Origin of the sequence: Paenibacillus sp. DMB5, assembly GCF_001517085.1 — a bacterium.
GTDB lineage: Bacteria > Bacillota > Bacilli > Paenibacillales > Paenibacillaceae > Paenibacillus_AQ.
The window spans coordinates 74,889-97,837 of sequence record NZ_LRAC01000155.1 but is presented as its reverse complement, the minus strand read 5'-3'; the positions used below and the strand labels follow the sequence as shown (position 1 = coordinate 97,837).

23 protein-coding genes are annotated in these 22,949 nt (G+C 54.8%); 16 read left to right on the top strand and 7 right to left on the bottom strand.

Annotation, left to right across the window (positions count from 1 at the left end; genetic code table 11):
* Positions 1 to 165: 165 nt before the first annotated feature.
* From AWJ19_RS28250 to AWJ19_RS28240, 3 genes are all read right to left on the bottom strand, one after another.
* Positions 166 to 1,011, bottom strand: coding sequence for a carbohydrate ABC transporter permease (locus tag AWJ19_RS28250; protein ID WP_068728520.1), 846 nt, complete (start codon positions 1,009 to 1,011; stop codon positions 166 to 168).
* Positions 1,012 to 1,024: 13 nt separating this feature from the next.
* A complete protein-coding gene (locus AWJ19_RS28245) occupies positions 1,025 to 1,900 on the bottom strand; it encodes a sugar ABC transporter permease (RefSeq protein ID WP_068728519.1) in 876 nt (291 codons plus the stop codon).
* A 122-nt stretch (positions 1,901 to 2,022) separates the two neighbouring features.
* Positions 2,023 to 3,291, bottom strand: a complete 1,269-nt coding sequence (locus tag AWJ19_RS28240; protein ID WP_068728518.1) for an extracellular solute-binding protein — start codon at positions 3,289 to 3,291, stop codon at positions 2,023 to 2,025.
* A 208-nt stretch (positions 3,292 to 3,499) separates the two neighbouring features.
* Here AWJ19_RS28240 and AWJ19_RS28235 point away from each other — a divergent pair, with 208 nt between their 5' ends.
* The 3 genes from AWJ19_RS28235 to AWJ19_RS28230 are packed head-to-tail and all read left to right on the top strand — an operon-like array spanning position 3,500 to position 6,919.
* Positions 3,500 to 5,335 carry a sensor histidine kinase gene (locus tag AWJ19_RS28235; protein ID WP_068728517.1) on the top strand — a complete coding sequence of 612 codons (1,836 nt, stop codon included), beginning with the start codon at positions 3,500 to 3,502 and terminating at the stop codon, positions 5,333 to 5,335.
* Complete coding sequence (locus AWJ19_RS34380) at positions 5,313 to 5,816, top strand: response regulator (RefSeq protein WP_082708177.1); 504 nt, start codon at positions 5,313 to 5,315, stop codon at positions 5,814 to 5,816. Before AWJ19_RS28235 ends, AWJ19_RS34380 begins: the two co-directional genes overlap by 23 nt.
* Before the next feature lie 44 nt (positions 5,817 to 5,860).
* Positions 5,861 to 6,919: a helix-turn-helix domain-containing protein gene (locus AWJ19_RS28230; protein WP_082708176.1), complete on the top strand. Its 1,059-nt coding sequence runs from the start codon at positions 5,861 to 5,863 to the stop codon at positions 6,917 to 6,919.
* Here AWJ19_RS28230 and AWJ19_RS37455 read toward each other — a convergent pair.
* Both AWJ19_RS37455 and AWJ19_RS28225 read right to left on the bottom strand, forming a co-directional pair.
* Positions 6,916 to 7,044, bottom strand: a complete 129-nt coding sequence (locus AWJ19_RS37455) for a hypothetical protein (protein ID WP_277815848.1) — start codon at positions 7,042 to 7,044, stop codon at positions 6,916 to 6,918. The two genes, AWJ19_RS28230 and AWJ19_RS37455, sit on opposite strands and share 4 nt — an antisense overlap.
* A gap of 376 nt (positions 7,045 to 7,420) precedes the next feature.
* Positions 7,421 to 8,374 (bottom strand): pectinesterase family protein, encoded by a 954-nt coding sequence (locus AWJ19_RS28225; protein ID WP_068728516.1) that lies wholly within the window; start codon positions 8,372 to 8,374, stop codon positions 7,421 to 7,423.
* 196 nt (positions 8,375 to 8,570) lie between these two features.
* On the opposite strand from AWJ19_RS28225, the gene AWJ19_RS28220 reads away from it, so the two are divergent.
* The 12 genes from AWJ19_RS28220 to AWJ19_RS28175 all read left to right on the top strand — a co-directional run bounded on the left by AWJ19_RS28220 (position 8,571) and on the right by AWJ19_RS28175 (position 21,194).
* A complete protein-coding gene (locus AWJ19_RS28220) occupies positions 8,571 to 9,566 on the top strand; it encodes a LacI family DNA-binding transcriptional regulator (protein WP_068728515.1) in 996 nt (331 codons plus the stop codon).
* Positions 9,567 to 9,715: 149 nt separating this feature from the next.
* Positions 9,716 to 11,128, top strand: a complete 1,413-nt coding sequence (locus tag AWJ19_RS28215) for a tagaturonate reductase (RefSeq protein WP_068728514.1) — start codon at positions 9,716 to 9,718, stop codon at positions 11,126 to 11,128.
* A 344-nt stretch (positions 11,129 to 11,472) separates the two neighbouring features.
* Positions 11,473 to 12,960, top strand: coding sequence for an altronate dehydratase family protein (locus AWJ19_RS28210; protein WP_068728513.1), 1,488 nt, complete (start codon positions 11,473 to 11,475; stop codon positions 12,958 to 12,960).
* 37 nt (positions 12,961 to 12,997) lie between these two features.
* Positions 12,998 to 14,398 carry a glucuronate isomerase gene (gene uxaC, locus AWJ19_RS28205; protein ID WP_068728512.1) on the top strand — a complete coding sequence of 467 codons (1,401 nt, stop codon included), beginning with the start codon at positions 12,998 to 13,000 and terminating at the stop codon, positions 14,396 to 14,398.
* Positions 14,399 to 14,415: 17 nt separating this feature from the next.
* Positions 14,416 to 15,183 (top strand): alpha/beta hydrolase, encoded by a 768-nt coding sequence (locus AWJ19_RS37000; RefSeq protein ID WP_068728511.1) that lies wholly within the window; start codon positions 14,416 to 14,418, stop codon positions 15,181 to 15,183.
* Between the two features lies 1 nt (position 15,184).
* Positions 15,185 to 15,883, top strand: a complete 699-nt coding sequence (locus AWJ19_RS36995; protein ID WP_068728510.1) for a rhamnogalacturonan acetylesterase — start codon at positions 15,185 to 15,187, stop codon at positions 15,881 to 15,883.
* Positions 15,883 to 16,725, top strand: coding sequence for a sugar phosphate isomerase/epimerase (locus tag AWJ19_RS28190; RefSeq protein ID WP_068728509.1), 843 nt, complete (start codon positions 15,883 to 15,885; stop codon positions 16,723 to 16,725). The genes AWJ19_RS36995 and AWJ19_RS28190 overlap by 1 nt, the downstream gene beginning before the upstream one ends.
* Positions 16,726 to 16,932: 207 nt before the next feature.
* Entirely contained in the window at positions 16,933 to 18,099 is a 1,167-nt protein-coding gene (locus AWJ19_RS37450) for a nitrilase-related carbon-nitrogen hydrolase (protein ID WP_277815847.1), read from the top strand.
* Positions 18,087 to 18,869, top strand: coding sequence for a hypothetical protein (locus AWJ19_RS37445; protein WP_277815846.1), 783 nt, complete (start codon positions 18,087 to 18,089; stop codon positions 18,867 to 18,869). Before AWJ19_RS37450 ends, AWJ19_RS37445 begins: the two co-directional genes overlap by 13 nt.
* A 245-nt stretch (positions 18,870 to 19,114) precedes the next feature.
* Positions 19,115 to 19,402 carry a MarR family transcriptional regulator gene (locus tag AWJ19_RS28180; RefSeq protein WP_082708175.1) on the top strand — a complete coding sequence of 96 codons (288 nt, stop codon included), beginning with the start codon at positions 19,115 to 19,117 and terminating at the stop codon, positions 19,400 to 19,402.
* Positions 19,387 to 19,548, top strand: a complete 162-nt coding sequence (locus tag AWJ19_RS35450) for a hypothetical protein (protein ID WP_157890106.1) — start codon at positions 19,387 to 19,389, stop codon at positions 19,546 to 19,548. Before AWJ19_RS28180 ends, AWJ19_RS35450 begins: the two co-directional genes overlap by 16 nt.
* Positions 19,549 to 19,571: 23 nt before the next feature.
* Positions 19,572 to 21,194: a DHA2 family efflux MFS transporter permease subunit gene (locus AWJ19_RS28175; RefSeq protein ID WP_068728508.1), complete on the top strand. Its 1,623-nt coding sequence runs from the start codon at positions 19,572 to 19,574 to the stop codon at positions 21,192 to 21,194.
* Between the two features lie 38 nt (positions 21,195 to 21,232).
* Here the strand turns inward: AWJ19_RS28175 and AWJ19_RS35445 are convergent, their stop codons facing one another.
* Positions 21,233 to 21,388 carry a hypothetical protein gene (locus tag AWJ19_RS35445; RefSeq protein ID WP_157890105.1) on the bottom strand — a complete coding sequence of 52 codons (156 nt, stop codon included), beginning with the start codon at positions 21,386 to 21,388 and terminating at the stop codon, positions 21,233 to 21,235.
* On the opposite strand from AWJ19_RS35445, the gene AWJ19_RS28170 reads away from it, so the two are divergent.
* Positions 21,387 to 21,926: a cupin domain-containing protein gene (locus tag AWJ19_RS28170; protein ID WP_068728507.1), complete on the top strand. Its 540-nt coding sequence runs from the start codon at positions 21,387 to 21,389 to the stop codon at positions 21,924 to 21,926. The two genes, AWJ19_RS35445 and AWJ19_RS28170, sit on opposite strands and share 2 nt — an antisense overlap.
* A gap of 103 nt (positions 21,927 to 22,029) precedes the next feature.
* Here AWJ19_RS28170 and AWJ19_RS28165 read toward each other — a convergent pair whose 3' ends face one another.
* A complete protein-coding gene (locus AWJ19_RS28165) occupies positions 22,030 to 22,932 on the bottom strand; it encodes a class I SAM-dependent methyltransferase (RefSeq protein WP_068728506.1) in 903 nt (300 codons plus the stop codon).
* Positions 22,933 to 22,949 lie beyond the last annotated feature (17 nt).

Sequence of the window (22,949 nt, the reverse complement as noted above, 5' to 3'; positions counted from 1 at the left end):
CTCGGCCGGATTTGATCAGGGGAAGCGCCGACAGCCCTCCTAAAAACGGATGTTCAACCATAATAGATATGCTCCTCTCGTAATCAGCTTTTTTTCAACAATGCCCCTTCTCGGATCACCAGCCGCAATGCTTTTATTCCCATGAACAGTGCCTCATGCCTGAAATCAGCCCTTAACTCCGCCAGCCATAATTCCCTCCATGATCTGTCTCTGGAAGATGGCCACGAAGAGGATAATCGGCAAAATAATGATCCATCCCATCGCGCTGACCAGATCCCACGGCACGGCGTACATATTATCCCTTAGAGGCAGCTGTGTGATGGCCGTGGACAGCACCGAGATACCGTTGGAGTAGAACAGCGGCGTAAAGAAGTTGTTGAGGCAGGTAATAAAGTTAACGATACAGACGGTCGCAAGCGCAGGTCTGAGCAACGGAACGGTAACGTAAATCAGTGACTGAAAAAAACCGCAGCCGTCGATGGCGGCCGACTCCTCGATGGAAACCGGAACATCGTTCAGATAGTTTTGCAGGATCAGAATCGTAAACGGAAGAATGCCGCTGATATACAGAATAATGAGTCCCGTATACGTATCGTAAAGATGCACGCTGCGCAGAAAATCGTACAGCGGCCGGGCCGTGACAACATCCGGAATAAGCATTGACGCCAGCAGGAAGCCTATGGCGAGCGCAAGGCCCCGGGTACGGAACCGTGCAAAGCTGAAGGCGGCCATGACGGAAACGACCATCCCGATCAGGATGGACAACCCGACTATAATTGCGGTGTCCCATATTTTAGGAAGCAGCCCGACGTTTTCGATCAGATAACGGTAGCTCGCAAGCGTCGGATGGTCCGGCCAGTATTTGATTGGTGTGGAAAACAGCTCGCCGGACGGCGTGATGGAGGAAATAAAAATCCACCAGAGCGGAAATAGGATCAGGAAAGCGACGATCAGGGCCAATCCCCACATGAACAGGGTCAGCGGCAGCGGTCTCGGATTTTGGTTCGTCATCGTACATCGCTCCTTAGTAATCTACGCGTTTGGCCGCGGACATGCTGAGCCAGCTGAGCAGAGCCATAACGACAAACAGCACGACCGCGATCGAAGCGGCGTAGCCGGTATTGAGATTGGTAAACGCCTCGGTCGTTACCCGGTAGGCGATCAGCGCGGTGCTTTCCCCCGGTCCGCCGCTTGTCATCGCATAAACGATATCAAAGGAGGTGATCCGCCACATCGTGAAGAATATGCTCAGCACCAAAATATTCCGGGACAGCATCGGCAGCGTAATGCCAAAGAACGACCGGATCGGACCGGCGCCGTCAATCTTGGCCGCTTCGTACATTTCCGCAGAAATGAACTGCAGCCCCGCCAGCACCAGAATCGCGAAGAACGGAAGGTCTTTCCACAGGTCGACGGCAATGACGGCAAAACGCGCCGTATTGGTGTGGATCAGCCAATCGAGATTAAAATCAGGGTTAAACCACCGGACAAAGTCGTTAATGAGACCGTAATCGTTGTTGAATGCCCACTTGGACGCCATGGCAATGACAACCATCGGCATGGCCCAGGGAAGCAGCACAATTGTCCGGAGTATTTTTTGCCCTGCGAACTTCATATTTAGAATCAGCGCCAGCGCAATACCAAGCACGATATGTCCGAGCATGGAGCCGACGACAAAAATGACGGTGAATCCCATGGACGTGATGACTTTGGAGTCCTGAAACAGTTGAATAAAATTATCGAAACCTACAAACTCACGGATGCCCTGCAGCAGCTTGACTTCATACAAACTGATGCGGAACGTCTCGATAATGGGATAAATGGTTGTGAATACCCGGATGATCAGCGCCGGCAGCACAAGAATCCAGGCTATCGCCAAATATTTTCGGCTGGCGTACATGCGAGAACGCTCCTTTCCTGCGGCATAGCCGCCGGAAGAAAAGGGGCGGGGCTTAGGAGCACCGTCCGCCTGATCCCCCGTTTCGGCGAAACCTTTGAGGCTGGATGTGAATCATGGATGATTTACCGGTAGCGCTCAACCGCCTCCTGCGCTTTTGTGCAGAATTCATCCAAAGTAATTTTGTCCTGGATATAGTTCTGGAACAGCGTGCCCATTTCGGAGATGAACTCCATCGTCTGTGGCAGCATCGGACGGCCGCGCACCTCGTTGGTAGCCTGAATCTCGGTATAAATCTCCTTGATGTCGCCGGTCACCGCTTCATTGGCCGCAACATCGGCTCTGGCCGGATAACGGTCGAAGTTCTTCCAGCCGTTCAGCTCACCGTCCTCGCTGGCCGCGTATTTAAGGAACTTGATCGCTGCCTCTTTGTTTTTGGAGGCCGAATTCAGAACATAGCTCCAGGAGTCGGTAAAGATGCTGCGATTCGCGAATTCCGGCATATTGATCATATGGATCTGGTCCGGACCGTAGCGGTTCGCCTGCTTATAGTCCGTTCCTGTTCCCCACATGAATACCGAGGCGTATTTGCCGTCGATAAATTTCTGGTTCATTTGCTCGTATTTATCCGCGATCTGGTCGACCGGCGTTACCTTCCACGTATTGGCCATGTCATACATAAATTTGACCGCCTCGCGGCTGTTCTCGTTGGTCCAGTCGTAGTAATCGCCTCCAAACAGATTGACGAAGGTTGCGATTTCATTAAAGACGTATGTCTTTTCCCAGGAGCCGCCGTAGCCGTACTGCCCGTCCTTGGTCGTAGCCTTCAGGAAATTCATAAAATCCTCTTTGTTCTCAATCGAGGTCATTCCGGCCGCATCCAGCTTCTTCTGGTCGACCCACAGCGCAAGATAGCCCGTATAGCTTGGCACGCCGAGCACATCGCCTTTGGCGGAGGTGAGCATATCCTTCATATAGCCTTGCGGCAGCTGCTCCATAATATCCCCGGTCAGCACCGTGTCCTGCAGCGGCTCCAGCCAGCCGGAGTTCTTGAAGGAAGTAGCCATTTCATCGTTGACCTCCAGAATGTCCACGGAGCTGTCGCCGGAAGAAAGGATCGTGGAAACTTTCTGCTGACGGGTGTCCGAATCGGTCGGAGCGGCGACCCAGTTGATTTTGACCCCGCTTTTCTCCTGAGCTTCGTCCAGCCAGGCCTGGAAATTGGGGTTCGTGGACTGAATGGTATATAGCGTAATCTCATCCTTGCCGCCGGACCCCGCTGTGTCTGTAGGATTCACGGCGCTCCCGGCGTTGGTGCCGCCGCCCGAGCACCCTGCGGCCAGCATCGCCAGCGATAACGAGCCTGCCATAAAGATGGACGACCATTTTTTCATACCATAACCTCCCTTTGTGTTTTCGTGTAAGCGCTTTACACACTCAGTATACTAAGCGCACCGGGAGGGCGAATACAGCCGGCGTTGACCAAAAATGTGTAAGATTGTGACCTCCCTTTCTTTTTACGCTTCGGTCAGGAAGCCTATTGACCCGCCTCGGAAGCGATGCTAGACTGTTAACCAATTCGGGAAACGGAGGGGACCGATCATGAGATACCGGAGCTTTCGGAGCAGCATCCGCTACAAGCTGAGCGTCTTTCTGATGGCCGCCATTCTCCTGCCGATTGCGGCTTCGATCCTGATTTCCTATTTTTATACCAAACATTCTTTAAAGGAAGACGCTATCCGCGAAAATTCCAATACAATCCGCCAGGGAACTACCAGTCTGATAGGACAGCTGAACGGGATGAACAACATCTCCCTTTATGCGTATAACAACATCCGGATGACGAACAGCCTGTATAACATTTTAGTTGAGGGCCGGAGTGATTTTATGATCGAGAACAACATTTATTCCGGGCTGCACGCCATTGAGCAATCCGCTAAGGATATACAGCAGGTTTACCTTTATTCCGATCTGGCGGACCAATCGTGGCTGCTTATCGACGGGTATCTCAAGCGGGGGCCTGGAGGCGAGGGATTAACGGGGCATTTCGTACAGCCTCTCGACAAAAATGATCCCTTTCTGGAACCGCCTCACCCCTCCCACAACTACGGCATGGAGGAATTCCCTTACAGTCCCTCCAACACTGTCTTTACGATTCACCGCCCGGTATACCGGGCCCCGCTCAAGGAGCGGGTCGGCGTACTGTCGGTCGACTTCAAGCTGGACGGATTCCGCAGCATCATGAACATGCTCTACGAAAAAGGTGAGGAGAATATTTATCTGCTGGACGACACCGGAACCGCCATCTACACCTCCAGAGAAGAAGAGCTCGGCACCAAACCCGATCACGCCTGGCTGCGGCATGCCCGTTACAGCTTCGCCGGCGCCGGATATTTCGACTGGAGCGGGGACGACGGCTATAACGGCATCGTCGTGTTCGAGAAATTCGAGCTGATCGGCCGCATCTGGATTGTCGCCAAGCAGATTCCCGACAGCTACCTGTACAGCAACGCCTCGAGCGTGCTGCGCATCAATATGCTCGTGCTGCTGACCTTTCTGTTCATTGCGATTGCCGCTGCGCTGTTCGTCTCAGTAATGGTAACAGCCCCGATCAAGCGGCTGACCGAATCGATCCGCAAAATCAAGCTCGGAAAGCTCCAGTTCGACGCCCAGGAACGCAGCGACGAAGTCGGCGTGCTGGGGAGCGCGATCAAGAACATGGTCGATACGATCGATAATCTGATTATGCGGGAGCTGAGGCTGGAGCTGGCCAACAAGGATAATCAGCTAAAAGCGCTTCAGGCGCAAATTAATCCGCATTTTATTTTTAATACGCTGCAGTCTATCGGCTCCGTCGCCCTGCATCACAAGGTACCCCGGATCTATGAGCTCACCTCTTCCCTCGGCCTCATGATGCGCTACAACATGAACACGGATGAGCCCGTGGTTCCGCTCTCCAAGGAGATCGCCCATGTGCAGGCTTACCTGGAACTGCAGCAGCAGCGGTTCAAGGACAGGCTCCGTTACAGCATTGAAATCGTCGGTGACCCCGACTTGAGCACCTCCATTCCTAAAATGATTCTCCAGCCGATTGTCGAGAACTGCTTCAAGCACGGCTTTGAATCGGCGGAGCAGGCTGTAATCTCCATTTCGGTAGCGGATGGCGGCGGGATGCTCGGCATCACGGTCACCGACAATGGCCCAGGCGTAACCCCGGAGCGCCTGCAGGAGCTGCAGCGTTGGATCGCCCATGGAAATCCGGGCGGCACGGAAGGCGGCAGCATCGGATTAATCAATGTCATCTCCAGGCTGCGCCTGTTCTATAACGATAAAGCAGCTGTAACGATCGGGCATGCGAAGCCTCGCGGCTTCTCCGTGCACCTCGGCATCCCTTTGACGGAAGGAGCGGTTCACCATGAAAGTGCTGATCGTGGATGATGAAGCTGACGTAAGGGATTCAATCCGGCTTCTTGTGGCCTGGGAGGAGTATAACATTACGGACGTTTTGGAGGCTTGCGACGGGGAATCGGCCATGGCGCTGATCGAGCGCGAGCGGCCGGAAATCATCTTTACCGATATGAAAATGCCCAATGTGGACGGTATGGCGCTGCTCCAGTGGATCGAGGACAAGGCCCCATCCTCCAAAAGGATCGTGATCAGCGGCTATGACGACTACGCTTATATCCGCAATACAATCAAGCACGGGGGGATGGACTACCTGCTGAAGCCGATCAGCCGCAGCGAGCTGCTCGAAGCGCTCGGCCATGCTGCAGAGGCCTGGCGCAAGGACGAGGAAGCGCGCAGCCTCAACATTCAAAAGGATGTAGAGATCAACAAAACGCTGCCCATGTACTGGGATAAAACGCTCTCATCCCTCGTCTCCCGGCCCGGCCTCATCCGGGAGCCGCGGACGAGCTGAGCGCTGCGTTTGGATGGTCCGCGGCGGCGGAATGTCGGATCGTCATGCTGCTGACCGATCCGCTTCCGCGCGCCGTGCTGGGCAAATTCGGGCGCAATCCCGACCTGCTGCATTTTCTGATGGGCAATATTTGCAACGAGGTGATCGGCTCGTCCCGCAGCGGCTATGCCTTTAAACATACGGACCCCAATTACGGGCTTGTCCTGCTGCTGACCAGGGAGCTCGGGCAGACGGACGCGAAGCTGAAAGCCATGAATGAAGCCCTGTTCAAAGTGCTCGGGGCGCGTTTCCGCTTCGCCTGCAGTAGCTGGGTGTCCTTTCCGCAGGGCGTTCACACCGGCTTCCAGCAGACGCTCCAAACCGCCCGCGGCATCTCGTTTCTGGACGATTCGCCGTTGATCTATCATTTCGGCGAGCCCTCCTCCTTGCCGCCTGCCCCGAGAACCGTGCTGGCCGATTACGCCAGCCAGATCACGACGGCGGTCCACCGGGGGGAGGCCTCCCAAATCGGGCGTGCGGTGTCCAACTGGATTCAGGCGGTCGGACGGCTGCCTGCCGTCACCTGGGAGGACCTGAAATACTGGCGGTACGAATACGGGCTGCTGAGAACCCGGCTGCTTCAGGACAAAGCGCCGGCTGCCGGCGAGCCTGTACCTTCTTCATCTCCCGGGCTGTTTCCTCTGGATGAGAACGGTCGGTTATCTCTTGAAGAATGGCGGAGGGAATGGACTGAAGCCTTCGCGGAAATCGCGGACATACTGAAGGATTCCCGGCTGCAGGAGAACAACGCCATTTATGAAATTAAGCGGTATATCGACCTTCATTACATGGATAACCTCACACTGCAGGAAATAGCAGGCGAGTTTTTTCTAAGCCGCGAATATGTTTCCCGCCGCTTCAAGCAGGTGTTTAACGAGAACATCTCGGAATATCTGGAGCGGGTCCGCATCGACAACGCCAAGCTGCTGCTCGCCGGCGGACAGCATAAAATCTCCTCCGTCGCCGAGATGGTCGGCTATCAGGACGGACGCTACTTCAGCAAAATCTTCAGCAAGCTGACGGGAATGACGCCGAGGGAATGGCGCAAGGATACGGAAGCTTAGAGAGACCGTGGGCTTTGCCGCGAAAGCTTTGCGGCGGCGGGAACCAATGACGATTTGTTCCCCCACCCCGGAATCAGGAATTCGGCCACCAGGGTCCATTCCAGCAAGCCTTTTCCGTTCGCCATGTTCAGGCCCTCCTAATTTCGGATCGGTCTTTAACCAGTGGCGAAGTAAAACCCTCGGACCTTCGGCCGGGGGTTTTACTTACGTATCCCTGCTATCCGCAATACGCGTATACCGATGCATATGCAGTGCCTGGATGCTGCCGCCCTCCGCCGGCGGGACGAATGATCCGGATACTACATGGTTTGCGAAGGTCGACGGCAAGATCGCTGCTAATGTTCAAATCTTTCCGCTCTCTGTGTCAGAGTCGGCTAAGCTTTCTTGGCTGCACAAACGGACGGTTTCAGGCTCATAAACAGCTCTTCATAATCAGGCATGCCTGCTGCACCGCGCTCCGGAAAATCCTCGATTCCACAGTGTCCGGCCTGCTTAGTGCACTCATCTCCAGAACTCCGTACCGGCAAAGACCTGCGCTTTATCCGGGGCACCATCTCGTGCCCCTGCCACATAGGCCCACGGTGCACGCTGTCCCCGCAGCTCACTAAGGCCTGACGCTGCATATTCGCTGTAACGGACAGTGGCTTCATTGGCCACGTTGCCCCAGTTATCCCAGCCGGCAGGGTGAATATGTGCACCCAAACGGCAATTCACAAAAGCCGTTGCCGCATAGCTGCGCCATGGCCGCCCCAGATAGATGCCCGAGACATCATCACCGGCTGTCAGCAGACACTCCTCAAATACATAGCCGTATGTCTGGTTCTCAGGCGTAGATGCTGCCGTTACATAACCGACGCCATCATGGGCGGAACGCAGGCTGCGGATTTCACATTGCTCGAAATAGGCGGTTGCCCCGCCAAAAATAAAATCCACCGTCCCTTCAATATAGCAGCGGGAGTACAGCTGGCGGCACTGTTCATGGCGCTCGCGCAGCGGAATACCGCCAAAGGGGCCGCCATGCTTGTTCGCTGCAGGCAGCGGACCGGTAAAAATCGTGTCCTGATGCCCCTTGAAAGTACAATTACGGAACACCGTCTCATCACAATGGGCATACAAGGCCAGTGCCTGGCCGATCTCCGGACCCTGTCCGGCGGTATTGGCTACAGTCAGATTTTCGATAACCAGCCTGCTGCCGTTCAGGAACAGGGTCGGTGTGGCAAACGTCCCCTGCTCTTCCCCGGTCTCATCGGGCTGCCGGGCGTAACGGTTATTCGTAATGACAACTTCACCGATCCCGGCAATGGTCAGATCCGAACGGTAGATCCGCACCGCCTCTTCATATACTCCTGACAGAATATACAGTGTCTCATGCTTCTGAGAGGGCCGGCGCTCAAGTTCATCCACTGCCTCCTGGATTGTCCGGTAATCGCAAAAGGCCTCTTTTCCTACCCACATGGTCATATCCTCCCCTTTTTGTTCAATCTGGATTAATTCCATTCATACCCGGAAAACAAACAAGTTGATTATAGCGCTTTCTTAATCATTGTGCCAACAAAAATTTTAACGTGTGCATTTTAATATTTCCTTGACTTGGCAGGGTTTGAGGAATACACTGGAATCGTTAACAATTCATTTTTTCCGGGGAGAGCTTATGATAACAATCAAAGACATTGCACGCGTTGCAGGCGTCTCCCATACTACGGTGTCCAGAGCGCTGAACGGCAGCCCGCTGATCAAGAAAGTCACCCGCGACAAGATTGAACGGATTGCCGCCGAGATGAACTATGTGCCAAATTACAATGCGAAGAGCCTCGTTACCAAACGTTCCTTCACCATTGGGCTGTTCTTCTCCAGTATTGATCAGGGAACCTCGTCAAGCTTCCTGGTGGATGCCATCAAGGGTATCAGCCATGCGCTGGACGAGAACTACAATCTGACCGTCCACGGGATTGACGGGGTACGTAATTTCGGCAACATTCAGCCGCAGCGCTTTGACGGTATTCTCGTCATGAGTCAGAGCGATGAGGATAATGCTTTTATTTACCATGTCAAAACCATCGGCATCCCGCTTGTCGTGCTGAACCGCCAGCTGGAGGATCCCGGCATTATGAACGTGGTGGCTAATGACCGGGAAGGTGTCAGGGAAGCCATCGACTACGTGGTATCCCAAGGGCACCGGGAGCTTGCTATTATTGAAGGCAAACCCGGCTTCAAGTCCTCGACCGAGCGCAAGCAGGGCTTTATGGACAGTCTGATCGCACACCGCATTCCGCTTAATTCAGATTATTTCGTGCAGGGCGATTACAGCATTGAGAGCGGTTATGCCGCCATGTCCCGGCTGCTCAGCCTTCCGGAGCCACCAAGCGCCGTCTTCTGCTCCAATGACGATATGGCCATCGGGGCCATGAATGCCTGCTATGCCCATAAGATCAGCGTTCCGCAGCAGATTTCCCTGCTCGGGTTCGATGATATTATGTTTGCGCGTTACACGAATCCTGCCCTGACCACTGTACGCAAGCCGATTGCGGATATCAGTGAGCTTGGCACGAAGATGCTGATCCAGCTGCTGCTGCAGCCGGACACCAAGCCCCAGCAGCTGTTTGTCAAGACGTCGCTGGTTGTACGCGATACGGTGGCAGACCGCTGAGGCTCATCTGCTTAACTGCCAATCTCTGTTCTTGCAGAATCGGATCCCCTCTCATTCAGCAGGGTGAATCCGTTTCTTCCTGATAAAAATGTTCACGTGTGCATTAATTAAACTTTATCTATTTAAATTTAAAGGAGACGTTGAAAACCATGACAACCCGCCTATCCAGAACCACCCAGCCCGGCCTGCCCGTCTATCCTGAACGGATGATCCAGTTCGGCGAAGGCAACTTTATGCGCGCCTTTGTAGACTGGCAGCTGCAGCAGATGAACAACCAGGGGCTGTTTAACGGCAGCGCCGTGCTCGTTCAGCCGATCGGCCAGGGGCTCGGCGGACTGATGGCTGAGCAGGATAACCTCTACACCGTGCTGTTAAACGGGATTATGCAGGAGCAGACGGTGAACTCCCGGGAGATCATCACGAGCGTCAGCCGGGTGATCAACCTTTATGATGATTACGCTGCCTATCTGGCGCTGGCTGAGGATGACGCTCTGGAATTCATCACTTCCAATACAACTGAAGCAGGCATTGCCTACAGCGCCGGCGACAGTCTGAAGGATACACCTCCGAAGAGCTTTCCGGCCAAGCTGACCGCACTGCTCCACAAACGCTTTGAGCTGGGCAAAAAGGGCTTCATCATTATTCCCTGCGAGCTGATTGACCGCAACGGCGAGAAGCTGCTGCAAATCGTGCAGCAGTACGCTGCAGAATGGCAGCTGGGCGAGGATTTCAATAAATGGCTTGTGGAAGAAAACACCTTCTGCTGCAGTCTGGTTGACCGGATCGTGCCTGGTTATCCGCGTGACAAGGCTGCCCAGCTGGAAGAGGAGCTGGGCTACAAAGACAATCTGATCGTTACCGCCGAGCCGTTCCTGTTCTGGGTTATTGAAGGCCCGGCATGGCTGGCCGAGAAGCTGCCGCTCGCCCAGGCCGGACTTAACGTAGTCGTCACTGACGATATGACCCCGTACCGCGAGCGCAAGGTTCACCTGCTGAACGGCCCGCATACAGCAATGGTTCCGCTGGCTATGATGGCCGGTCTGGAAACCGTCGAGGATGTAATGAACGACGAGACCTTCTTCCGCTTCGTGCAGGAGCTGATGAACGATGAGCTGATCCCGATGCTCGACCTGCCTGCCGAGGAGCTGTCCTCCTACTCCGCTGCTGTACTGGAGCGGTTCAGAAATCCATTCGTCCGTCATGAGCTTGCCTCCATCTCACTGAACAGCATCTCCAAGTTCAAGTCCCGGCTGCTGCCGGTGCTGCTCCGCTACCGTCAGGAGCGCGGCCAGCTGCCTGAGCTGATGACACTGGCTTTTGCCGCTCTGCTGCTCAGCTACCGCGGTGACCGCGTGGCCAGACAAGACGGTGCTGAGGTACTGGAAGCCTTCGACAAAGCCTGGAGCAATCCGGACAGCTTCGTGCAGACGATCCTTGCTGATGAAAGCCTGTGGGGCCAGGATCTGACACAGGTTCCAGGACTTGCAGAAGGCGTTGCCGCGAAGCTGCAGGAGCTTGACCACACCGACAGCCGTGCGGTGCTGCAGCAGGCTGTGAACTAATAGAATACTGGAATTAAAAATAACCGGGATTTGAATGTACTTTTGATACCTCATTAACCAAAGGTTTGGCTGAACCAGAAGCTTAAACCCCATCTAACGGACTGAGATGCTCTTATTGTTCCTAACGTTCATTTATTATGAGGCTAACGGACACCAGCGCCTTTATTGGCGGTCATTTCTCCACCTTCAGGCAACAAATGAAGAAATAAGCGCATTGAGGTCCGTTAGCCATCGGAATATACACTTTCAAGTTCAATAAGGGCTCTACGGTCCGTAAGAATCAGAATAAGGCAGGATACCTCCTGCTTGAGATCATAACAACTTTTTTAGGAGGGACAGACAGCATGAAACGATTAATGAAAATGAATCCCCGCGATACAGTCGCTGTAGCCCTGCGTCCGGTTACCGCCGGTGAGCAGCTTGAAATCGACGGGCTGACCGTTCAGGCAGGCCAGGATATTCCCCAGGGACATAAGATCGCCCTGACCGATTTTAACGAAAATGACGTCATCACCAAATACGGCTATCCAATCGGGCACGCGATTGCCCCTATCGCAGCAGGCGACTGGATTCACACGCATAACATTAAGACCAATCTGGTCGGCGAAGAGGAATATGAATATGTGCCAGACCTTCATCCGGTCACCTATCCGAAACGCGACCTGACCTTCCAGGGCTACCGCCGCGCGAACGGCAAGGTCGGCATCCGCAACGACCTGTTCATCATCCCGACTGTCGGCTGCGTGAACGGCATCGCCGAACAGATGCTGTCTGAGTTCAAGGCGGAGCACCCGGACCTAGGTGGCTTCGACAACCTCACCGTGCTGAAGCACCCTTACGGCTGCTCCCAGCTTGGTGATGACCACCGCATGACACGTAGCATCCTGCTGGATGCCGTAAATCATCCGAATGCCGGCGGTGTGCTCGTCTTCGGCCTTGGCTGCGAGAACAACATCGTCTCCGAATTCCGCAGTATTCTCGGCGATTATGATGAGAGCCGGGTCAAGTTCCTGGTGGCCCAGGAGGTCGGCAATGAGCTTGAAGCCGGACTGGCGCTGCTTGAAGAGCTGTATGATGCAGCAAAGGATGATAAGCGTGAGCCGGTTCCGCTCAGCGAGCTGAACATCGGCCTGAAATGCGGCGGGTCCGACGGCTTCTCCGGCATTACGGCCAACCCTCTGCTGGGAGCATTCTCCGATTTCATCATTTCCCAGGGCGGCACCTCGGTACTGACTGAAGTGCCGGAAATGTTCGGTGCAGAGAAAATGCTGATGGCCCGTGCCGAAAGCCGCCAGGTCTACGAGGATATCGTCTCCCTGATCAACAATTTCAAACAATATTTCCTGTCCTACGGAGAGCCGGTATATGAGAATCCTTCGCCGGGCAACAAAGCAGGCGGCATCAGTACACTGGAGGACAAATCACTCGGCTGCACCCAAAAAGCCGGTACTTCTCCTGTCGTTGACGTGCTGGATTATGGCGTAAAGCTGCGCAAAAAAGGCCTCAGCCTGCTGCAGGCTCCGGGCAACGATCTGGTGGCCGCTTCTGCTCTTGCTGCTTCCGACTGCCAGCTGGTGCTGTTCACCACCGGACGCGGTACACCGTTCGGCAGCTTCGTGCCTACGGTTAAAGTTGCAACCAACAATGAGCTGTTCGCCAAAAAAGGCCACTGGATGGACTTCAACGCAGGTCCTCTGCTGGAAGTGCCGATGGCCGAAGTGCTGGAGGAGTTCATTTCCTACATCATTGCCGTGGCAAGCGGCCAGAAAACACGCAATGAGCAAAACGAAGTGCGCGAGTTGGCTATTTTCAAGACCGGGGTTACGCTATAATCTCTTATCCTAAATTTCTTATAAAGGGAGCGTCATCATGTTTTTAAACGACGATTTTTTATTGACCACCGAACCTGCACGGCAGCTCTTTCATGAATATGCAGCCAAGATGCCGATCATCGACTACCACTGTCATCTTGATCCGCGTGAAATCTACGAAGACCAGCCGTTCAAGAACCTGACTGCAGCCTGGCTGTACGGCGACCATTACAAATGGCGGCTGATGCGCGCGAACGGCATACCGGAATCACATATTACCGGCGATGCATCGGATTACGACAAATTCCTGGCCTGGGCCAGAACGCTGCCGAAGGCGGTAGGCAACCCGCTTTACAGCTGGACCCACCTGGAGCTGCGCCGCTTCTTCGGCGTCAATGAACCGCTGAACGAGCAGACAGCGCCGGCGATCTGGGAGGAGGTTAACCGCAAGCTGGCGCAGCCGGAATTCACCCGCCGCGGACTGATCCGCAGCTCCCGGGTCAAGACTATCTGTACCACCGATGATCCGGCCGATTCGCTGGAATATCACCAGCTGCTGAAAGAAAACGAGAAGGATTTCAGCGTGTTCCCTACCTTCCGCCCCGACAAGGCGCTGAACATTGATGCTCCGGGCTTTCCGGTGTGGATTGCTGCACTGGAAAAGGCTGCCGGACTGCCGGTAACCAGCTATGCTGAGCTGCTTGAAGCACTGAAGAACCGCGTGGATTTCTTCCATGAAAGTGGCTGCCGCCTGTCCGACCATGCCCTCGATGTCCTCCGCTACCGGGCGGGTTCGGATGCTGACGCACAAGCTATCTTCGCAAAGCGCCTGGAGGGTGCCGAGCTGTCAGCCGAAGAGATCACACTCTACCGTACGGAGCTGCTCACAAAGCTCATCGGCTTCTATCATGATAAAGGCTGGACGATGCAGCTGCATATTCACGCCTACCGGAACAACAATACGCCTATGTTCCAGAAGCTCGGTCCCGATACCGGCTATGACGGCATTAATGATCTGTCTATCACCGAAAGCCTGTCCAGTCTGCTTGACCGCGCGGAATGCAGCTCTGGTCTGCCGAAGACCATTCTCTATTCACTGAATGCGAAGGACTATCCGGCACTGCTGGCGCTGATGGGCTGTTATCAAAAGGACACCGCCGGCAAAATGCAGCTCGGCTCCGGCTGGTGGTACAACGATACCAGAAACGGTATGCGCGAGCAGCTCACCCTGCTGGCTGACAACAGCCTGCTGGGCAACTTTGTCGGCATGCTGACCGACTCCCGCAGCTTCCTCTCCTATACCCGCCACGAGTATTTCCGCCGAGTGCTGTGCGGACTGCTCGGCGAGCTGGTAGAGCGCGGCGAAGCACCGGATGATACAGCGCTGCTAGGGCAGCTGGTTCAGGATATCTCCTACAACAATGCTGCCGGATACTTTGGCTTCCCGGCTGCGGAATAAGGGTAGGGGGAGCAAGCATGCTGCATGTATGTCTTGACGGGGATGGAGCTGTGCCGGAGAATTCCGGCGCCTCCATCCTTTCCCTTTATCCCCTGCCGGTTCAGGAGGCGCGACCGTTTATCCTCGTTCTGCCCGGCGGAGGCTATCATCATCTGGCTCAGCATGAGGGCGAGCCTGTTGCCTTATGGCTGAATAGCCTTGGCATTCATGCCGGAGTGCTGAAATACCGGACACAGGACATCGAACCGGCTTCACTTATCAAAGATGTCGAGGACGCCTTGGCATGGGTGCGGGAAGCGCCCAAGAATTGGAGTGTCCGGCCAGGACAGGTCGGCCTCACCGGTTTCTCGGCGGGCGGCCATCTCGCTGCCATAACTGCAGTCACCGCAGCCCCCGCCCGTAAACCCGACCTGCTGATTCTGGGTTATCCGGTCATTACGTTCGAGGAGCCCTTTGCCCACATGGGCAGCCGTACGAACATGCTGGGTTCAAATCCGGCTGAAGCAGAGGTTACCGCCCATTCGACTGACCGGCAGGTGAATTCGGATAGTCCGCCCGCCTTCATCTGGACAACTGCCGACGATGCCAGTGTTCCGGTGGAAAACAGCCTGAAATTTGCCTCCGCCCTGTCGGAAGCAGGAATTCCGTTCGAGCTGCATATCTTTGAAGAAGGACGCCATGGGCTTGGACTATCCGCCGGGAATGCTGAATGCCGGCAATGGCTGCAGCTCTGCGAGGTCTGGCTGGGCAAACACCATTTTGTAGCGAAGAAGGAGGAATTCTGATATGCCGACACTTTATATTGCCGGTGACTCTACTGCCGCCCTGAAGGGTGCGGAAGCCAAACCGATGGCCGGCTGGGGCGAATATCTCCAGACCCACTTCAGCCCTGAAGTCATTATTGATAACCGTGCGATCAACGGACGGAGCACCAAATCCTTTCTTACGGAAGGCCGTCTGGCCGACATCGAACGGGATTTCCAGCCGGGCGATTACCTGCTGATCCAGTTCGGGCATAATGATGAAAAGCAGGAGGACCCGTTACGTTATACTGATCCAGATAACGAATACAGGCACAATCTGCGGCTCTACATCGAGTCCGCGCGCAGCCGCGGCGGCAATCCGGTGCTGCTGACCTCTGTCAGCCGCCGCCGGTTCACAGCGGACGGTGAACCCGATCCGCTGGCCGTAGGCGCTTACCCGGCGGCTATGCGCGCCGTCGCTGAGGAGACGGGGACACCGCTGCTTGATATTTTTGCTGCTTCCCAGCAGCTGTACCGCAAGCTTGGCATCCAGGGATCGCAGCATCTGCTGATGCACCTGCCGCCGGGGCAGCACCCTAACTATCCGGACGGTGTGACGGATGACACGCACTTCAGCTCCGAGGGCGCCAAGCGGATCGCTGCGCTTGTGGCCGTAGCCATCCGGCAGTGTACAGCCCTTGCAGAGCTGCATCCTTACCTGCATAAGGAGGCAGCCCGATAATGAACATACCGCTGCATCTCGGTATCCGAGCTCATGATTTCCCCGGCCATTCCCTGCCGGAGCTGATCGCGAAGCTGAAGCACTACCGGTTCAGCCACATTCAGCTTGCCGTGCGCAAATCATTCCCGGCCAGTGTCCCTTCCCTGTCCTCGCTCAGTCCAGGAACGGCTGTATATTACGGGGAAAGCTTCCGCCAGTCGGGCATCAAAATTGCCGTGCTCGGCTGCTATGTCAACATCATTGACCCTGATCCCGGCAAACGGCAGCAGGCGCTGCAGGATTTCAGCACACATCTGCGTCTGGCCCGTGACTTCGGGGCCAGTCTGGTCGGCACAGAAACGGGCAGCGTCGGGAGTGGCTATACGCCGGACAATTTTACCGAGGAGGCCTTTCAGGAAGTGGTTGCGTCAGTAAAGTGGATGGTGGCGGAAGCTGAACGGTTCGGCGTCACCGTAGGCATTGAAGCAGGCCAGAATCATCCGCTGCATAGCGCCAGGCTGGCGAAGCGGCTGCTCGAGCTGGTTCCGTCGAATAATCTGCAGATTATTCTGGACTGCGCCAACCTGATGTCACCGGATAATTACCGCCAGCAGGAGGCTGTTATTGCAGAGGCGCTGGAGCTGCTTGGCGACCGGATTGCAGTTATCCATCTCAAGGATTTCACTGTTGAGGACGGCAAAATCGTTATCGTTCCTGTCGGCCAGGGACAGCTGCATTTTGCGCCTATTCTGCAGTACATGAAATACAAACGCCCTCATATCCAGGGACTGCTGGAGAGCACAACGGAGCCCTTTTTACAGGATAGTGTGGATCTTCTGCACCGGCTGTATAATGAAGTTTAGGCTTTCGCCGTCCCGACAGTGTCTTGTAAGCATCCGCAGCATGCGGGTGCTTTTTTTGGCGTGAGCAGTTGTGCTGTTATGTGCTCCCAAGGAATTTTCATGTAAAATAGACGATGGAGCTCCGCTCCCCTTACATATGTTAGTTACTCAGGATCATGGGTACAATTAGGTTAGACAGCTTCATTCATACAAAGGATAGGTGAAATCATGCACAAATTCGGATTTGCCCGGGTCGCCGCAGCTTCCCCCGAGCTTCGCGTCGCAGACTGCAGGTTTAATGCAGCACAGATTATTGAAGTAATCAAACAGGCTCATGCACAGCAGGTCGAATACCTGGTGCTTCCAGAGCTATCTATTACAGGGTATACCTGTGCAGACTTGTTCCTGCAGCCCAAGCTGCAGACTGAAGCCATCGCAGCCCTGCATGAAATTACAGCTGCAACAGCCGGCCTCAGCCTGATCGTTATCGCCGGATTGCCTGTTGCCATCAAAGGCCGGCTGTTCAACTGCGCTGCTGTCCTTCAGCAGGGCAAGATTCTCGGCATTGTGCCGAAGACCTGCCTGCCGGGCTACAGCGAATTCTATGAGCCGCGCTGGTTCGCAGCCGCCGAGGAGCTGGAGGTTACAGAGCTCCGTCTGGGCGGTGTTACAGTGCCGATCGGCAATGATCTGATTTTTGCCAGTGAAAGTGACGGCAATCTGTCGTTCGGCGTAGAAATCTGCGAGGATCTCTGGGTACCGGTTCCCCCGAGCAGCCTGCTGGCCCAGGCCGGCGCCCTGCTCCTGTTCAACCCGTCCGCCAGCAACGAGCTGGTCGGCAAAGCCGATTACCGGCGCCAGCTGGTCTCCGGCCAGTCCGCTTCCTGTGTGGCAGCTTATGTCTACGCCGGAAGCAATACCGGTGAGTCCTCGACAGATGTCGTCTTCGGCGGCCATTCGCTGATCGCCGAGAACGGTCAGACGCTGGCCGAATCGGAACGGTTCAGCCATGAGAGCCAGCTCATCATTGCCGATATTGATGTACCAAGACTGCAGTATTCGCGTTCCGTTATGGGCACATTCCGGGCCGGCAAGGGCGGCCGCAACTACCGCGAGATCCTGTTCAGCGATCCGGCTGCGCAGCAGGAGGACCGTCCGCTGATCCGCAAGATTGCCGTCAACCCATTTGTTCCCGGCAATCCGCAGCAGCGGGATGAGCGCTGCCGGGAAATCCTGTCGATTCAGACCTCCGGCCTGATGAAGCGCATCCGTCACATCGGAACGAAGCAGGCGGTCATCGGCATCTCCGGCGGGCTTGATTCCACGCTGGCCCTGCTCGTTGCTGTACGTGCAATGGAGCGCCTGGGCGTCCGGCAAGCGATGTGCTGGCCGTAACGATGCCCGGCTTCGGCACAACAAACCGGACCTACGATAATGCGGTAGGCCTGATCAAGGCGCTCGGAGCTTCGATGATGGTCGTTGACATCAAGGCGGCCTGCCTGCAGCATTTTGAAGATATCGGCCATGACAAGGATGTTCATGACTTAACCTATGAGAATGTGCAGGCCCGTGAGCGCACGCAGATTCTGATGGATCTGGCCAATAAGAACGGCGGCATCGTCATCGGTACCGGCGACCTGTCCGAGCTTGCCCTTGGATGGTGTACGTATAACGGTGACCATATGTCGATGTACAGCGTGAACTCCGGTATTCCGAAAACGCTGATCCAGTATGTGGTCGCCTGGTATGCCGATCATGAGGCGGATGAGACGGTGAACAAATTCCTCTACAGTATTATTGAGACAGGCATCAGCCCTGAGCTCCTGCCGCCGTCGGCCACCGGAGAGATTGTGCAGCTGACCGAAAATATCCTTGGACCCTACATTGTCCATGACTTCTTCCTCTACTATATGCTGCGGACAGGTGCTGCTCCGGGCAAAATGCTCTATCTGGCCCAGCAGGCCTTCGGTGAAGCTTACCCTAAAGAGCAGCTCAAGGCCTGGCTGAAGGTGTTCATCTCCCGCTTCTTCACCCAGCAGTTCAAGCGCTCCTGTCTGCCGGACGGGCCTAAGGTCGGTACCGTGAGCCTCTCGCCGCGCGGCGACTGGCGGATGCCAAGTGATGCTTCTGCCGCACTCTGGCTGCGTGAAGTGGACGAATTATAATCTCAGGCAGGTTAAATAATAGCTGTATTCTCATCAGTCCAGGCTGGTGCGGGTACAGCTTTTTTGTGTGCTCCAAAAAATTAGTTTGGCTCTTGACGTATTTTTGCAGAGATGATATATTGTTTCATGCTTTAATAATTAAGTTGTTAATTATTTATTGATTAATTATTTCTTGATTAATTATTAAATCTTTAATTTAGTAAACCGTTTATGTATTTTCAAATGATTGTCCGGGAGGTGAAGGATTGACAGATCAGGAGCGTGACAGGTATTTCGAACTCCCCATCCTTTTTAAGACTTTTCTGAAGGGGCTGGGTCAGCAATGGAACAAACAAGGCTTTCCAATCACCCAGACCCAGTCCAAGGCGCTGCAAACCCTGTCCAGGGAAGGTCCGATGATGGTCTCCCAGCTGGCCGCTGCGCTTGATTTGACACCTGCCGCCGTTACCGGAATTACGGATCAGCTGCTTATTCAAGGTTATATTCAGAAGGAGCGGGCCGCCGGAGACGCCGGGCCATGCAAATCACGCTGACCGCCGAAGGAATAGCCTTAATCAAGGCAACGCAGGCGAAGCTTGGTGAGGTTATGCATTCTTATTTCAGCATTTTGCCTGAAGAAGATATGGAGCATTTGAGAAGAATTTTCGGGATATTAATTAAGGAATTAGACAAAAAATAAAAGAGACGGTGAAGAAACCAACTATGGAAAATTTAACAGATAAGCGCAAGCTATCCATTATGATCGCCATTATGGCAGCAATGCTGTTTGCCGCGATCAACCAGACGATTACCAGCACGGCTATGCCGCGCATCATCTCCATTCTTGACGGTATGGACTACTATACCTGGACCATTAATATTTACCTGCTGACCTCGACGATTGCCACCGTGCTCGTCGGCAAACTCTCTGACATGTTCGGGCGCAAGCCGTTCCTGCTGGTCGGTATTCTGCTCTTTATGGTCGGCGCCTTTTTAACAGGTACCTCCGATAACGTCTTCCAGTTCATCACTTACCGTGGTATTCAAGGTATTGGCGCCGGTATCATCCAGTCTTCAGCTTTTACCGCTGTAGGCGACCTGTTCCCTCCGCGTGAGCGCGGCAAGTGGATGGGCCTGATGACCGCAGTCTTCGGCTTCTCCAGCGTACTTGGACCGACACTCGGCGGTTATCTGATTGACCATCTCGACTGGCACTGGCTGTTCTGGATCTTCCTCCCGCTTGGTGTGGTCGCATTCGGCATGATCCTGGCCCTGTTTCCAAAAGCACAACGCGGAGCGTCGACCAGCATCGACTACCTTGGCTCCCTGTTTATGACAACAACCATTGTACCGCTGCTGCTTGCTTTTTCCTGGGCGGGTACTGAATATGACTGGGGCTCTGCCCAGATTCTCGGCCTGCTGGCTGCCACTGTAGTATCAGCAATTATCTTTATCTTTGTTGAGACCAAAGCCAAAAACCCGATCCTGCCGCTTCACCTGTTCAAAAACAGTGTAGTTACGATCTCCAACCTGATCGGCTTCCTGATGAACTTCGGTATGATGGGCGCGATGATCTACCTGTCCTTCTTTGTACAGGGTGTACTTGGAATTTCCGCGACGTATGCAGGTTATGTGACTATGCCGATGTCCATCGTAATGGTAATAGCCAGCGCCCTGACCGGCCAGATGATTGCCAAAAAGGGAAAATACAAACGCTTCGCCCTGATCGGTGTACCGATTATGGTTGCCGGTATGGGCATTATGGTAATCATGCATAACGTGCCGATGGCTGTGCTTAGTATGATCGTATTCGGTCTGGGCCTCGGGCTCGGGATGCCTGTCTTCTCACTGGCTACCCAGAATGCCGTATCCCACACCGAGCTTGGCGCAGTAACGGCCTCCACTCAGCTGTTCCGTAACCTTGGCGGTACAATCGGTATCGCGGTAATGGGTACTGTAATGTCGAACAATCTGACCAAGCATCTAAAAGAAGCGCTGACCTCATCGTCGGCGGCCGACTTCAGCAAGCTTGATCCGACGGTTGCCCAGCAGATGACCGCATTTGCCAATCCGCAGGCGCTGATGAACAAACCGCTGCTGGAGCAGACGCAAGCCAGCCTGCCTGCTGATGTTCAGCCAATCTTCGTACAGATGATTGACAGCATCCGTGATGCACTGGGCCAGACCCTGTCCACTGTATTCCTGACAGGAACCATCGTCCTGTGTCTTGCCTTCGTGCTCGTGTTCTTCCTGAAAGAGCTGCCGCTGCGTTCCACGAACAAAGCGCCTGCTGAAGGAGAAGCCGCACCGGAAGCCATGGATACCAAGAAATTGGCGGTAGAATAAGAAAATAAGACTTTTCGAATAAAAAGGCAGCAGCTTGATCACTCCGGTGACTGGCTGCTGCTTTTTGTTGCGGCTGCGGTGCTGCGCGGCACAGGCTGACCGGTCTGGCGCCCTTCCCGGACCGAAGATAACAATCCGTTGCGCTGCAGCTTGTAAAGGGTAATGACATCTGAAGAACAGGAGGCGATAATCATGTCAAAGGCTGATAACGGCCGGCAGCTTCCGGACGGAGCCATTGAGACGTTTCTGCTCCCGCAGGACGGCCTGCTGCCGAATAACCCGGTGCTGCCGGTCATTGTGTATACAGGTGCCCTGCAGGACCATCCTGAACGCACCGAGCAGATCTTTAATGACAACGGCTGGCTGAACAGCTGGCAGGACGGCGTGTTCAGCTACCATCATTACCATAGCAACGCGCATGAGGTGCTGGGTGTGATGTCCGGCAGCGCCAGCCTGCAGCTAGGCGGGGATGCCGGCCGGACGCTTGAGGTATCGGCCGGAGATGTGCTGGTGCTGCCGGCCGGCACGGCGCACAAGCTGCTGCACAGCTCCGCCGGCTTCCGCGTCGCCGGCGCTTATCCCGGCGGGGTGGATTACAACACCCGCCGGGCTACCGCGGAGGATCTCGCAGCGGCGCTGCCCGAGATCGCCAAGGTTCCGCTGCCGGACAGTGATCCGGTCTACGGCAAGGCCGGTCCGCTGCTGGAGGCATGGGATGCAAGCGGCGGCTAAATGCGATGCGGCAGCGGACCAATCTTAACCTCAGTACTTCGTTTTTCGGGAATTAAAAAAGAGCTTTGCCCGAATCCTACGGCAAAGCTCTTTTACATGTAGCTTATCTAGTTCTGCTGTACATATTCTCATCCCGCAGCCGGATCAGCACCTTGCCGAAACGGCCGCCCTGCTGCACAGTCACCTTTCCATCCGGATACGCAGCTCGCAAATAATCGGAAACGATTTTCCGGGTATCCCCGCGGTCTGCCAGCCGGTGGTGTTTAAGCAACTGTAGCACCTCGTCAATCGCCTCTTCTACAGTGTATTCTGTACTCTTCATTTCCTTGGTCACAATGGACTCATATGCATAATCCTTCAGATAGAGCAGATTCAGCAGATAGGCCATTTCGGAGGCTTCGCCAAGTGCCGCCGTCTCCCCGGTAATCTGCGGCAGCACCTCATTCAGCAGACTATGCCGCCTGGAGCCGGCTGAAGTGCTGATATAACAGTACTGTGTTGCACAGCTGATCACACGCTCCGCGCCTGCCCAGTCCGACACAGCCGGACACATCGAGACAAATACAAGATCAAACGCCTGCTCCCAGCCCCTGGCCGCCAGATCAATATCCTCGAAAGCTTCGCGTACCAGGTTGATTTCCGCTTTTCCCGGGCTGACACGGGCTTTATTGCCTTCAAACAAATCGGCCAGCAGCGCGTTAGGCTCAACAGCGGTTACCTTCGCTCCGCGCTCGGCAAACGGCACACTGAACCCGCCCGAAGCCGCACCGACATCCAGCACCGTCAATCCGTTAAAATCAACGCCCTGCCCTTCCATCCAGCCGATAATCCGCTCTGCCCGCTGTCTGCCGCCTTCACTGAACACCTCTTCATTGAACGCAGCCGCTTTTGAATCGAATGAACGGGTAGGGTCCACTCCAGCCTTCCTTGTCAAATTAATGTAGGATTTCGGGTCCTCCTTCCATGCCTGCTCCCATACCTGTGCATCAAATAAATGATTATTCATGCCTTATCATCCCTTTT